Annotated in this window: 10 protein-coding genes and 1 pseudogene; 7 read left to right on the top strand and 4 right to left on the bottom strand. The window is 71.8% G+C overall.

The features are described 5' to 3' along the window. Window positions 1-112: 112 nt before the first annotated feature. From JF597_RS28425 to JF597_RS28415, 3 genes are all read right to left on the bottom strand, one after another. Complete coding sequence (locus JF597_RS28425) at window positions 113-352, bottom strand: heavy-metal-associated domain-containing protein (RefSeq protein WP_294002058.1); 240 nt, start codon at window positions 350-352, stop codon at window positions 113-115. Window positions 353-425: 73 nt separating this feature from the next. Beyond that, entirely contained in the window at window positions 426-1,376 is a 951-nt protein-coding gene (locus tag JF597_RS28420) for a PrsW family intramembrane metalloprotease (protein ID WP_294002056.1), read from the bottom strand. A gap of 195 nt (window positions 1,377-1,571) precedes the next feature. Next, on the bottom strand, window positions 1,572-2,234 hold the full coding sequence (locus JF597_RS28415; RefSeq protein ID WP_294002055.1) for a TetR/AcrR family transcriptional regulator: 663 nt from the start codon (window positions 2,232-2,234) through the stop codon (window positions 1,572-1,574). Between the two features lie 198 nt (window positions 2,235-2,432). Between JF597_RS28415 and JF597_RS28410 the strand changes: the two genes are divergently transcribed. Beyond that, window positions 2,433-4,676 carry an MMPL family transporter gene (locus tag JF597_RS28410; RefSeq protein WP_294002053.1) on the top strand — a complete coding sequence of 748 codons (2,244 nt, stop codon included), beginning with the start codon at window positions 2,433-2,435 and terminating at the stop codon, window positions 4,674-4,676. A 246-nt stretch (window positions 4,677-4,922) separates the two neighbouring features. Then, window positions 4,923-5,966 (top strand): zinc-dependent alcohol dehydrogenase family protein, encoded by a 1,044-nt coding sequence (locus tag JF597_RS28405; protein ID WP_294002052.1) that lies wholly within the window; start codon window positions 4,923-4,925, stop codon window positions 5,964-5,966. Between the two features lie 46 nt (window positions 5,967-6,012). On the opposite strand, the gene JF597_RS28400 is transcribed toward JF597_RS28405, so the two are convergent. Beyond that, window positions 6,013-6,213 carry a MerR family DNA-binding transcriptional regulator gene (locus tag JF597_RS28400; protein ID WP_294002050.1) on the bottom strand — a complete coding sequence of 67 codons (201 nt, stop codon included), beginning with the start codon at window positions 6,211-6,213 and terminating at the stop codon, window positions 6,013-6,015. A 364-nt stretch (window positions 6,214-6,577) separates the two neighbouring features. Here JF597_RS28400 and iolC point away from each other — a divergent pair, with 364 nt between their 5' ends. The 5 genes and pseudogenes from iolC to mmsA all read left to right on the top strand — a co-directional run bounded on the left by iolC (window position 6,578) and on the right by mmsA (window position 12,681). Next, window positions 6,578-7,528 carry a 5-dehydro-2-deoxygluconokinase gene (gene iolC / locus JF597_RS28395; RefSeq protein ID WP_294002049.1) on the top strand — a complete coding sequence of 317 codons (951 nt, stop codon included), beginning with the start codon at window positions 6,578-6,580 and terminating at the stop codon, window positions 7,526-7,528. A gap of 59 nt (window positions 7,529-7,587) precedes the next feature. Next, complete coding sequence (locus JF597_RS28390) at window positions 7,588-8,478, top strand: deoxyribose-phosphate aldolase (RefSeq protein ID WP_294002115.1); 891 nt, start codon at window positions 7,588-7,590, stop codon at window positions 8,476-8,478. Between the two features lie 10 nt (window positions 8,479-8,488). Further along, window positions 8,489-9,304, top strand: coding sequence for a 5-deoxy-glucuronate isomerase (iolB, locus tag JF597_RS28385; protein ID WP_294002048.1), 816 nt, complete (start codon window positions 8,489-8,491; stop codon window positions 9,302-9,304). Next, window positions 9,301-11,172, top strand: a complete 1,872-nt coding sequence (gene iolD / locus JF597_RS28380) for a 3D-(3,5/4)-trihydroxycyclohexane-1,2-dione acylhydrolase (decyclizing) (protein WP_294002046.1) — start codon at window positions 9,301-9,303, stop codon at window positions 11,170-11,172. Before iolB ends, iolD begins: the two co-directional genes overlap by 4 nt. Window positions 11,173-11,186: 14 nt before the next feature. Further along, window positions 11,187-12,681 (top strand): annotated as a pseudogene (mmsA, locus tag JF597_RS28375) (CoA-acylating methylmalonate-semialdehyde dehydrogenase). The last annotated feature ends 230 nt before the right edge of the window (window positions 12,682-12,911 follow it).

Below are 12,911 nucleotides of genomic sequence, written 5' to 3'. Positions count from 1 at the left end.
ACGGACCGGACCGCGCGGAGCCAGTATCAGCTGGTCGGCACGGCCCGGCGGAGAGATACGTTTCCGTCGTACGTGCTGCTCGTACTGCTGGGGGTGTTTGCCGTGCGGGCTCTCAGACGCGGCCGGCGAGTTCGAAGCCCGCCTCGTCGACGGCGGCGCGGACCGCCTCCTCGTCGAGCGGGGCCGCGGAGACGACCGTGACCTCGCCGCTGGCCGCGACGGCCGTCACCGAGGTGACGCCGGGCAGTCCGGAGATCTCGGCGGAGACGGACCCCTCGCAGTGTCCGCAGCTCATGCCGGTCACCTTGTAGACGGCGGTCACGGAGCCCGGGGTGTCGGTCTGGGTGGTCATGGCGTTCTCCTCGTCGAGGCGTGTGGGGCCGATGGGGCCCGCGAGAGAACCCCACTGTCGTCACACTATACCCCTAGGGGGTATTTCTCCAAGAGGCGCCCCGGCGCGCCAGGGAGAGGACCCAGGCGACCCCGAGCAATGAGACGAGTACCAGCAGACCGACCGAGAACACCGCGAAGAGGTGCTCCTGTGCCGCACTGGGGCGCGGGATGTACCCCTCGGCGAACAGCTGCCGGTCCGGGCCGGTGTCCGCCAGGTGGGCCACCAGCCAGACCGCGATCCCGTGCGTGGAGTCCCACAGGGCGTGCAGCAGCGCGACCCCGAGGCAGGCGGAGACGACCGGGGCGGTGACCCGGAAGCGGCCGTTCGGGCGGCGGAAGGAGAGCAGCACGCCGCCGGTGACCGCCGTCCACAGGCCGTGCCCGAAGGGGGCCAGCACTCCGCGCAGGATCTCCGTCTCGATCAGCGCGCGCAGGTCGATGCCCTCGGTGGAGACGGCCGCGTTGAACGCGTACCCGGCGCTCTCCAGGGCCGCGAAGCCGAAGCCGACGGCGGCGCCGAGCACCAGCCCGGCCCGCATGCCCCGGATCCCGGGCAGCCGGCGCAGCACGAACACCAGCGCGCCGAGCTTCACCGCCTCCTCGATCAGGCCGACGCAGACGAACATCCCCCAGGAGGGGCGGACGAGGTAGGACTCCATCACCGAGGCGCCCAGCACCCCGAGCGTGCCGCCGGTCAGGAAGCAGCCGAGGATCGCGCTCACCCCGAGGTCGCGGCCGTGCCGCTCGTACGCCCACAGCACGAACACGACCGGGACCAGGAAGCTGCCGAGCAGGATCAGGGTCGGCAGCAGGGTGGTGTTCTTCGTCGCGTACGTGACCGCCGCGGTCAGCGCCCACAGGGCGAACCCGCCGCCGAGGCAGCGCTTCCACAGGCCGGCGCCGATACGGGGGTACGGCGGTGGCGGCTGCTGCGGACCGGGGATCCGGGCCTGCGGGCGGCCGGGCGGCGGCGAGTGGGTCACGGCGGGTCCCCCTTGTGCTCCTGCGGGTGCGGGTGGCGCTCGTCGGCTCGGGATCGGCGCGATTTATCCGCACTTTAGGCAGGTGTGCCGTTTGTTGCAGTTCGGGAAGTTCGAGGGGGTGGCGGTCCGGGGGTGTGCGGGGACGGGGATGTGCCGTGGGGGCGACGGGTCGGCCGGCGGGTCGCGGTCGGCGGATCAGTCGGCGGTGCGGCCGAGCCGGTCGCCGACCAGGGGTTCCAGGTAGCGGGTGAGGACGTTCTTGATCTCCTGGATGTACGCCTCGCGCTCGGCGCCCTCGTGGCTGAGCACCAGCTCCAGCCCCGACTTGTAGATGCCGAGGCTGACATGTGCCGTACGTGTGATGTGGGCCTGGTCGGTGCCGGGCGGCAGGAGCGAGGCGAGCAGGCCCTCGATGCGGCCGAGCAGGTTGCTGTGCAGCGCGTCGTGGGCCTCGGTGATCCCGCCGGGCACGTCGGGGCCGTGCATCAGCGCGAAGAACACGGGGTGCTCGGTGTTGAAGGCGGTGAGGCGGTCCACGGTGGCGTTGACCGCGTCCGTCAGCGAGGTGCCGGGGTCGATCGGCGCGAGCGCCTCGCCGTAGGTGTTCCGCAGGTCGTGCATGAGCCGGCCGCCGAGCTCGACCGCGATCGCCTCCTTGTTCGGGAAGAACTGGTAGAGCGTGCCGGGGGAGACACCGGCCTCGCGGGCGATGGCGTTGGTGCTGGCGGCCGTGTAGCCCGTGGTGCAGAAGACCGAGGCGGCGGCTTCGAGCAGCTGCTGGATGCGCCGCTCGCCGCGGGCCTGCCGCCGGCGCGGCTGCTCCTTGCCCGGGGCCGTGTCGCCGGGCTGCTCTGGCATGTCGGGCTTGTCGGGCACGCGTTATCCCCAGCTCTTCGAACGCGATTGACAAACACGAGCGGTCGCTCGCATTCTGATGGAACGCGAGCGACGACTCGTGTTTGCCAGTCTAAAAGGCAATGGCCGACCCATGCTGCCCTGTGCACGAAGCGGATGCGTACCGGCAGGCAGTGGTCACGGTGAAGGGGACACCGCAGGATGACCGAAGTCAGCAAGCCCTCGGAGCCCGGGAGCGGGGCCCGCCCGGGAGGCTGGACCAGGTTCGTGACCGCCCGCCCCCGGCTCTCCCTGCTGCTCGCCCTGGTGATCACCGCGCTCGCCGTGCTGGCCGGCAGCGGGGTCGCCGACCGGCTGGGCAGCGGCGGCTGGGAGGACCCGGCCGCCGAGTCGACGTACGCGACGAAGGCGCTGGAGCGCGAGTTCCCGGACTCCCAGCCCAACCTGCTCCTCCTGGTGGACGCGCGGGGCGGCTCGGTGGACAGCCCGGCGGTGGCGGCCGAGGCGAAGGCCCTCGCCACCCGGCTGTCCGGCGAGAAGGGCGTCATGGGTGTCGGCTCGTACTGGCAGACCGGGTCACCGTCCCTGCGCGCAGAGGACGGCCACGAGGCCCTGATCGCGGCCCGCATCACCGGTGACGAGAAGGCGGCGGCCGACACCCTGGACCGCATCGCCCCGCACTACCGGGGCGCGCACGGACCGGTGACGGTGAAGGTCGGCGGCATGGTGGCGGTCCGCAGCGACATGCAGACGATCATCAAGGAGGACCTGGCCCGCGCCGAGCTGATCGCCCTGCCCGTCACCCTGGTCCTGCTGGTGATGGTCTTCGGCAGCGCGATCGCGGCCCTGCTCCCGCTGGGCATCGGCATCGTCGCCATCCTCGGCACGAACGCGGTCCTGCGCGGCATCACGTCCTTCACGGACGTCTCGGTCTTCGCGATGAACCTGACCACGGCCCTCGGCCTCGGCCTGGCCATCGACTACGCCCTCTTCATCGTCCGCCGTTTCCGCGAGGAACTGGCCACGGGTGCCGACCCGCTGACGGCGGTCGGCACGACACTGCGCACCGCGGGCCGCACCGTGCTGTTCTCGGCCCTGACGGTGGCCGTCTCCCTGGCGGCGATGCTCGTCTTCCCCCAGTACTTCCTCCGCTCGTTCGCCTATGCCGGCATAGCGGTGGTCCTGCTGGCCGCGGCGGCCGCCCTGATCCTGCTCCCGGCGGCGCTGATCCTGCTGGGCGACCGGGTCAACGCGCTGGACCTGCGGCGGCTGTTCCGCAGGGGCCGGAAAGCCCGGCCCTCGGGCGCCGAGGGCACGGCCTGGGCCCGCGCCGCGACCCTGGTGATGCGCCGCGCCCCGCTCTTCGCCGTCGCCACCACGGCCTTCCTGATCGTCCTCGGACTGCCGTTCCTCGGCGTGAAGTTCGGCACCGCCGACGACCGCCAGCTCCCTGCCGGCGCCGAGTCCCACGTCGTCCAGCAGCACATCCGGGACGGCTTCCCGGGCAACCCCGGCGGCGACCTCGAAGTCCTGGCCGAGGGCGGGGCCACCCGGGCGCAGTACACGGCGTACAGGAAGCGGGTGGCGTCCCTGCCGGAGGTGGCCGGGGTGACCGGTCCCCTGGTCAAGGGGGACGCGGCCTACTTCACGGTGCAGCCGAAGGGCGAGTCGGTGGACGACGGCGCCCAGCGCCTGGTGGGTGAGGTGCGCGCGCTGCACACCCCCTTCGACACGAAGGTGACCGGCACGGCGGCGGTCCTGGTCGACTCCAAGCACGCCATCGCACAGCGCCTGCCCTGGGCGGCGGCGATCATAGCGATCGTCACCCTGCTGCTGGTCTTCCTCCTCACCGGCAGCGTCCTCATCCCCCTGCAGGCGGTCCTGCTCAACGCGCTCAGCCTCACGGCGATGTTCGGCGCGGTGGTCTGGGTCTTCCAGGACGGCCACCTCTCGAACCTGCTGGGCTTCACCAGCCCCGGCTCGATCGAGACCACACTCCCGGTGCTGATGTTCTGCGTGGCCTTCGGCCTCTCGATGGACTACGGGGTGTTCCTGCTCTCCCGCATCAAGGAGGAGTACGACAGGACCGGCGACCACGAGCGGGCGGTCCGCCTCGGCCTGCAGCGCACCGGAGGCCTGATCACGGCGGCGGCGATCATCCTGGCGGTGGTGATGGTGGCGATCGGCACCTCCCGGGTCACCAACACCAAGATGCTGGGCCTCGGCATCGCCCTGGCCGTCCTGATGGACGCGATGGTCGTCCGCAGCCTCCTGGTCCCGGCCATCATGCGCCTGACGGGCAAGGCCACCTGGTGGTCACCGACCCCCCTACGCCGCTTCCACGCCCGCTTCGGCCTGAGCGAGAGCGAACCCCAGAAGCCCCCGTCGGACGCACCTGAGCCAATCGCGCCCCGCCCGGACGCGGCTCCGATCGGACGCACCTGAGCCAATCGCGCCCCGCCCGGACGCGGCCCCCGTCGGACGCGCCTGAGCCAATCGCGCCCCGCCCGGACGCGGCCCCCGTCGGACGCGCCTGAGCCAAACGCGCCCCAAAGGGGCGCGGGGAACTGCGCGACCAGCCACGACGGCGCCGCAGTCGGCAGTCGGCAGTCGGCAGTCGGCACGCCGCCCATCACGGCACTCCCAGCGGAGCGCTTACCCTTCGCGCAGCCCCCGAAAGGAGCACGCGCGATGCGAGCCGTCGTCTTCGACCACTACGCCACCCTCGCCGAGGTACGGGACGTCCCCGACCCCCACCCGGCCCCCCACGGAGTGGTCGTCCGCGTGGAGGCCACCGGCCTCTGCCGCAGCGACTGGCACGGCTGGCAGGGCCACGACCCGGACATCACCCTCCCGCACGTCCCCGGCCACGAGCTGGCCGGGGTCGTCGAGGAGGTCGGCGCCGGGGTGACCGCCTGGCACCCCGGCGACCGGGTCACCGTCCCCTTCGTCTGCGCCTGCGGCAGCTGCCCGTCCTGCGCGGCCGGCGACCAGCAGGTCTGCGAACGCCAGACCCAGCCCGGTTTCACGCACTGGGGCTCCTTCGCCCAGTACGTGGCGCTGGACCACGCCGACGTGAACCTGGTGGCGATCCCGGACGGCATGTCGTACGCCACCGCCGCCTCCCTGGGCTGCCGCTTCGCCACCGCCTTCCGGGCCGTGGTGCAGCAGGGCAGGGTCGCGGCGGGGGAGTGGGTGGCGGTGTACGGCTGCGGGGGCGTGGGCCTGTCGGCGGTGATGATCGCGGCGGCATCCGGGGCGCGGGTGGCGGCGGTCGACGTGTCGCCCCAGGCCCTCGACCTGGCAAGGAAGTTCGGCGCGGTCCACGCCGTGGACGCGGCGGACTCCGGGGACCCCGCGGCGGCGGTCCGCGACCTGACCTCCGGCGGCGCCCACCTCTCCCTGGACGCCCTCGGCTCGCCGGCCACCTCGGCCGCCTCGGTCAACTCCCTGCGCCGTCGCGGCCGCCATGTCCAGGTGGGTCTGCTGCCGTCCCCGGACGGCAACACCCCCGTGCCGCTGGCCCGCGCGATCGCCCTGGAGCTGGAGCTCCTCGGCAGTCACGGCATGGCGGCCCACACCTACCCCGCCATGCTCGAACTGGTCCGCGCCGGCGCCCTGCGCCCCGACCTCCTGGTCACCTCGACGATCACCCTGGACGCGGCCCCGGCGGCCCTGGCCGCGATGGACCGGGCACCGGCGGCGGGCGTGACGGTCATCGAGCCCCGGGCCTGACCCGGTCGCGCCCCGCCCCGGCGGGCGGGGCCTCCCGCGACCGGGCTCAGAAGTCGCCGCGCCCGCGGTTGCGCGGCCGGGAGGCGACCCAGGCCCGGACCGTGTCGGCGTACCAGTAGGGCTTGCCGCCCTCGACGCGGTCGGGCGGGGGAAGCAGCCCGTGCTTGCGGTAGGAGCGGACGGTGTCCGGCTGTACCCGGATGTGTGCCGCGATCTCCTTGTAGGACCAGAGCCTTCGGTCGGTCATGAGATGCACCTCCCTGCGCGCACCACGGGGGCGACCGGAGGCGGTCGTCGGGGGAGCCGGGCGCTGCGCTGGCGATCAGCCTGTGCCCGGTGAACGACGGAGAGTGAGCAAGGGCAAGCGGCTGTGGGCCGGGTGTGACCGAGAGCCCGCGTATGCGCGACATGCGTGACACAAGGGGGGAGTTTGTGACACAGCCGGAGCACAGGCGCGCGTGGGCTCGTCGGCGGGGCGCGTTGACATCGGCACGAACGACGGCGTGGTGCTCTTCAACACCCCCTTCTCGTCAGAATGTCCGGACAAACCATTGACACGACCTGCCCTCCCGGACTACAAACCACGGGAGAGCCATGACGAAGGGAAGCCGATGGCGTACGACCTGATCACCATGGGGCGGATCGGGGTGGATCTCTATCCACTCCAGACCGGAGTCCCGCTCGCCCAGGTGTCGTCCTTCGGCAAGTTCCTCGGCGGTTCGGCGACGAACGTGGCCGTGGCGGCCGCCCGCCTCGGCCGGAACACCGCCGTCATCACCCGCACCGGTGACGACGCCTTCGGCGCCTACCTGCACGAGGCCCTCCAGGGCTTCGGCGTGGACGACCGCTGGGTCACCCCGGTCCCCGGCCTGAACACCCCGGTCACGTTCTGCGAGATCTTCCCGCCGGACGACTTCCCGCTGTACTTCTACCGGCAGCCCAAGGCCCCGGACCTGGAGATCGACGCCCACGAGCTGGACCTCGACGCCGTCCGCGACGCCGGCATCTTCTGGATCACCGGCACCGGCCTGAGCGAGGAGCCCAGCCGTACGGCGACCCTCGCGGCCCTCGCCCACCGGGCCAAGGCGGGCACGACCGTCTTCGACCTGGACTGGCGCCCGATGTTCTGGAAGGACCCGGACGCCGCCCGGCCCTTCTACGCCGAGGCGCTGAAGCACACCACCGTCGCCGTCGGCAATCTCGACGAGGTGGAGGTCGCGACCGGCGTGCGCGAGCCGCAGGCCGCCGCCCAGGCCCTCCTCGACGCGGGTGTCGAGATCGCCGTGGTCAAGCAGGGCCCCAAGGGTGTCCTCGCCGTCAGCCGCGACGGCGACTCCGCCGAGGTCCCGCCGCTGCCCGTGAACGTCCTCAACGGCCTCGGCGCCGGTGACGCCTTCGGCGGCAGCCTCTGCCACGGCCTGCTCGAAGGCTGGGACCTGGAGAAGACCATGCGGCACGCCAACGCGGCCGGCGCGATCGTCGCCTCCCGCCTGGAGTGCTCCTCCGCGATGCCGACCCGCGAAGAGATCGACGCCGCGCTCGCCGCCGGAGCGGTGCTGTGAGGGCGGGCCGCGTCGCGGGCGCGCACCACGAGGGCGGCGCCGGCGCCCCCGCCTCGCAGGTGAAGGTGGACATCTCCGCCCTCGTCCACACCCGCACCCACCACCCCGAGGCCATCGCCGAGGCGGCCGCCCGGCGCTCCCGCCGCCCGCTCCTCAACGAGGACGGCAAGCTGATGATCGTCGCGGCCGACCACCCGGCCCGCGGCGCCCTCGGCGTGGGCGGCGACCGGCTCGCCATGGCCAACCGGGCCGAGCTGCTGGAGCGGCTCTGCCTGGCGCTGTCCCGGCCCGGCGTCGACGGCGTCCTCGCCACCGCCGACATCCTGGACGACCTGCTCCTGCTCGGCGCCCTCGACGGCAAGGTCGTCATGGGCTCGATGAACCGGGGCGGACTGCAGGGTGCCTCCTTCGAGCTCGACGACCGCTTCACCGGCCACCGCGCCGAGGACATACAGCGCCTCGGGTTCGACGCCGGCAAGCTGCTCCTACGCATCGACTACGACGACCCGGGCTCGCTGACCACCCTGGAGTCCACCGCCCGCGCCATCGACGACATGGCCGCACGCAGGCTGCCGGTCTTCGTCGAGCCGTTCATCAGCCGCCGCACCCCCGAGGGCAAGGTCAGGAACGACCTGTCCCCCGAGGCGGTCACCAAGTCCATCGCCATCGCCTCGGGCCTGGGCGGGAGTTCGGCCTACACCTGGCTCAAGGTGCCGGTGACGGACAACCCCGACGACATGGCCCAGGTCATGGAGACGTCCACCCTCCCCGCCGTCCTCCTGGGCGGCGAGGTCGGCGGCTCCGTCGAGGAACAAGCCGGTGCCTACGAGAAGTGGCGCAGCGCCCTGCAACTCCCCACCGTGCGCGGTCTGGTGGTCGGCCGCTCGCTGCTGTACCCGGCGGACGGCGACGTGGCCGCCGCCGTGGACACCGCTGTCGGACTCCTGTGAGGGCGAGAAGATGACGACCAGCGAGCTGCACCTCACCAAGGGTTCGACCGCGAACGCCCAGTACGCGCTCGACATCGACCCCAAGCGGGCCGGCTGGGCGCACAGCAGCCTGAGGATCGTCGAACTGGCCCCGGGGGGAACGCATTTGTTCACCACCGGGGACAGCGAGTGGATCGTGCTTCCGCTGCAGGGCGGTTGTACGGTGCAAACAGAGGGAAACGAGTTCCAGATCCTGGGCCGGGAGAGCGTGTTCAGCGGAGTCTCCGACTTCGCGTACGTGCCCCGGGACGCCCAGGTCCAGATCGCCTCCGGCGCGGGAGGCCGCTTCGCCCTGGCAGGAGCGAAGTGCGAGCGACGACTCCCCGCCCGCTACGGCCCCGCGCCGGAGGTCCCCGTCGAAGACCGCGGCAGCGGCACCAGCGCCCGCCGGGTGCGCAACTTCGCGTCCGCGTCCGCCTTCGACTGCGACAAGCTCATCGCCGTCGAGGTGATCACGCCCGGCGGCAACTGGTCCTCCTACCCGCCGCACAAGCACGACGAGCACCGGCCCGGCGAGGAGTCGGAGCTGGAGGAGATCTACTACTTCGAGATCGACGGACCGAACGGTATCGGGTATCAGCGCGTATTCCCCTCCCGTGAGGGCGGTACGGACGTCCTCGCCGAGGTCCGCTCCGGCGACGCCGTGCTCGTTCCCGACGGATGGCACGGCCCGTCGATCGCGCAGCCCGGGCACGACATGTACTACCTGAACGTCATGGCGGGGCCCGGTGCGACGCGGGAGTGGCGGATCTGCTTCCACCCGGACCACACGGAGGGTTACCGATGACGATTCGGTTGACCGTCGCGCAAGCGCTTGTCCGCTTCCTCGCCGTCCAGTTCACCGAGCGGGACGGCGAGCGCCGCCGCCTGATCGGCGCCACCTGGGGCATCTTCGGCCACGGCAACGTGGCCGGCCTCGGCCAGGCGCTCCTGGAGCACCGGGACGAGATGCCGTACCACCAGGGCCGTAACGAACAGGCCATGGTGCACGCGGCGGTGGGCTACGCGCGTCAATCGAACCGTCTCTCCACCCACGCCGTGACGACGTCCATCGGCCCGGGCGCCACCAACCTGGTCACCGGCGCCGCCCTCGCCACCGTCAACCACCTCCCGGTCCTCCTCCTGCCGGGCGACGTCTTCGCCACCCGCCCCGCCGACCCGGTCCTCCAGCAGCTCGAAGTCCCGCACGCGGCCGACGTGTCCGTGAACGACACCCTCCGGCCCGTCTCGAAGTTCTTCGACCGGATCAACCGCCCCGAGCAGCTGATCCCCTCCGCCCTCGCCGCCATGCGGGTCCTCACCGACCCCGTCGAGACCGGCGCCGTCACCCTCGCCCTGCCCCAGGACGTGCAGGCCGAGGCGTACGACTGGCCGGAGGAGTTCTTCGCCGAACGGGTGTGGACCGTACGGCGGCCGGGCGCCGACCCCGCCGAACTCGCCGCGGCCGTGACGGCGATCAGGAACGCGCGCAGGCCCCTGGTCATCGCGGGCGGCGGGGTCCACCACAGCCGCGCCGAGGCCGTCCTCACCGAGTTCGCCGAGGCCACCCGCATCCCGGTCGCCTCGACCCAGGCCGGCAAGGGCTCGCTCCGCTGGGACCACCCGCAGGACGTCGGCGGCGTCGGCCACACCGGCACCGCCACCGCCGACGAACTCGCCCGCACCGCCGACCTGGTGATCGGCGTCGGCACCCGCTACACCGACTTCACCACGGCCTCCGGCACCCTCTTCGAGAACCCGGACGTCCGCTTCCTGAACCTCAACATCGCCGCGTACGACGGCCACAAGCTGGCCGGCCTGCCCCTGGTCGCGGACGCCCGCAGCGGTCTCGCGGCACTGCGCCGGGCCCTGGACGGCCACCGGACCGCCGACTCGTACGTCACCGAGTACACCGAGGACAAGGAGCGCTGGGAGCAGCGCGTCGACGCCTGCTACGAGGCCGACGAGCCCGACATCCGGCCGACGCAGCCGCAGGTCCTCGGCGCCCTGGACGCGCTCGTCGACGAGACGGACGTACTGATCAACGCGGCGGGCTCGCTCCCCGGCGACCTGCACCGGATGTGGCGGGCGCGGGCGCGGGACCAGTACCACGTGGAGTACGGCTACTCGTGCATGGGCTACGAGATACCGGCCGCCATCGGGGTGAAACTCGCGGCGCCGGAGCGGAACGTGTGGGCGCTGGTCGGCGACGGCACGTATCTGATGATGCCGACGGAGATCGTCACCGCCGTGCAGGAGGGCATAGCCGTCAAGGTGCTGCTGGTGCAGAACCACGGCTATGCCTCCATCGGCGGGCTCTCCGAGTCGGTGGGCGGCGAGCGGTTCGGCACCGCGTACCGCTTCACCTCGGACGACGGCACCTTCACGGGCGCCCCGCTCCCCGTCGACCTGGCCGCCAACGCGGCCAGCCTCGGCATGCGCGTCCTGCGCGCGAAGACTGTCCGGGACCTGCGCGCGGCGCTCGCCGAGGCGCGGGCCGCCGACACCCCCACATGTGTCTACGTGGAGACCGAAACGGCCGACACTGTGTCGGGCCCGCCTCCCGCGCAGGCCTGGTGGGATGTACCTGTGGCCGAGACCGCGACCCGATCGTCCGCGGTCAAGGCACGTGAGCTGTACGAACGGCACGTCTCGACCCGACGCCGCCATCTGTGAAGGAGTAACCGGTCATGACGAAGATCGTCAACCACTGGATCGGCGGCAAGTCCGTCGACGGCACGTCGGGCAACTACGGGCCGGTCACCGACCCGGCCACCGGCGCGGTCACCACGAAGGTCGCGTTCGCGTCGGTCGACGAGGTCGACGCCGCGGTCGCCGCCGCCAAGGACGCCTTCGTGTCCTGGGGCCAGTCCTCGCTGGCCAAGCGCACGGAGATCCTGTTCCGCTTCCGTGCCCTGCTGGACGCGAACCGGGACGCGATCGCCGAGCTGATCACGGCCGAGCACGGCAAGGTGCACAGCGACGCCCTCGGCGAGGTCGCCCGCGGCCTGGAGATCGTCGACCTGGCGTGCGGCATCAACGTGCAGCTGAAGGGCGAGCTGTCCACGCAGGTCGCATCCCGGGTGGACGTCTCCTCGATCCGCCAGCCCCTCGGCGTGGTCGCGGGCATCACGCCGTTCAACTTCCCGGCGATGGTCCCGATGTGGATGTTCCCGATCGCCATCGCGACCGGCAACACCTTCGTCCTCAAGCCGTCCGAGAAGGACCCCTCGGCCTCGATCAAGCTCGCCGAGCTGCTGGCCGAGGCCGGCCTGCCCGACGGTGTCTTCAACGTCGTGCACGGTGACAAGGTGGCCGTGGACCGGCTTCTGGAGCACCCGGACGTCAAGGCGGTCTCCTTCGTCGGCTCGACCCCGATCGCCCGCTACATCCACACCACCGCCTCCGCCAACCACAAGCGCGTCCAGGCCCTCGGCGGGGCCAAGAACCACATGCTGGTCCTCCCGGACGCCGACCTGGACGCGGCGGCCGACGCGGCCGTCTCCGCGGCCTACGGCTCGGCCGGCGAGCGCTGCATGGCCATCTCGGCCGTGGTCGCGGTGGGCGCGATCGGCGACGAACTGGTGGCGAAGATCCGCGAGCGCGCCGAGAAGATCAAGATCGGCCCCGGCAACGACCCCACCTCCGAGATGGGCCCGCTGATCACGGCCGTCCACCGCGACAAGGTGGCCTCCTACGTCTCCGGCGCCGCCGCCGAGGGCGCCGAGGTCGTCCTGGACGGCACCGGCTACACGGTCGACGGCTTCGAGGACGGCCACTGGATCGGCATCTCGCTGCTCGACAAGGTGCCCACCACCGCCAAGGCGTACCAGGACGAGATCTTCGGCCCGGTGCTGTGCGTCCTGCGCGTGGAGACGTACGACGAGGGCGTGGCGCTGATCAACGCCTCCCCCTTCGGCAACGGCACCGCGATCTTCACCCGGGACGGCGGCGCCGCCCGCCGCTTCCAGCTGGAGATCGAGGCCGGCATGGTCGGCGTCGATCCCGGTCCCCGTCGGCTACCACTCCTTCGGTGGCTGGAAGGACTCGCTCTTCGGCGACCACCACATCTACGGCAACGACGGCACGCACTTCTACACCCGCGGCAAGGTCGTCACCACCCGCTGGCCCGACCCGGCGGACGCGCCCGCGGGCGTCGACCTGGGCTTCCCGCGCAACCACTGAGCGTGGCCGCCTGACCCTGTCGGGGCCGTCCGGATACCGGACGGCCCCGATTTTTTTTGCCGACCGTGCTGCGGTTCTCGTTTTCATGGGATGAAACGGGTGACTTAAGTTCTTTGCGTTCATGACCTTCGAAACCAAGGTCATGCGGATCATAAGCTTGATGATTTCGGCATCCTGCCGCTTGTTCCTACGAAAGCGATGTGGCTGGCCTTGCTTTACGAGTGCGGAAT

This window comes from Streptomyces sp., from assembly GCF_019510245.1.
GTDB lineage: Bacteria > Actinomycetota > Actinomycetes > Streptomycetales > Streptomycetaceae > Streptomyces.
This window is presented reverse-complemented; position numbering and strand designations above follow the sequence as displayed.

What these genes read in the sequence shown, in the direction of transcription:
- JF597_RS28425 (WP_294002058.1), bottom strand. Translation starts at nt 352, where the DNA reads ATGACCACCCAGACCGACACCCCGGGCTCCGTGACCGCCGTCTACAAG.
- JF597_RS28415 (WP_294002055.1), bottom strand. Translation starts at nt 2,234, where the DNA reads ATGCCAGAGCAGCCCGGCGACACGGCCCCGGGCAAGGAGCAGCCGCGC.
- JF597_RS28410 (WP_294002053.1), top strand. Translation starts at nt 2,433, where the DNA reads ATGACCGAAGTCAGCAAGCCCTCGGAGCCCGGGAGCGGGGCCCGCCCG.
- JF597_RS28405 (WP_294002052.1), top strand. Translation starts at nt 4,923, where the DNA reads ATGCGAGCCGTCGTCTTCGACCACTACGCCACCCTCGCCGAGGTACGG.
- JF597_RS28400 (WP_294002050.1), bottom strand. Translation starts at nt 6,213, where the DNA reads ATGACCGACCGAAGGCTCTGGTCCTACAAGGAGATCGCGGCACACATC.
- iolC (WP_294002049.1), top strand. Translation starts at nt 6,578, where the DNA reads ATGGCGTACGACCTGATCACCATGGGGCGGATCGGGGTGGATCTCTAT.
- iolB (WP_294002048.1), top strand. Translation starts at nt 8,489, where the DNA reads ATGACGACCAGCGAGCTGCACCTCACCAAGGGTTCGACCGCGAACGCC.
- iolD (WP_294002046.1), top strand. Translation starts at nt 9,301, where the DNA reads ATGACGATTCGGTTGACCGTCGCGCAAGCGCTTGTCCGCTTCCTCGCC.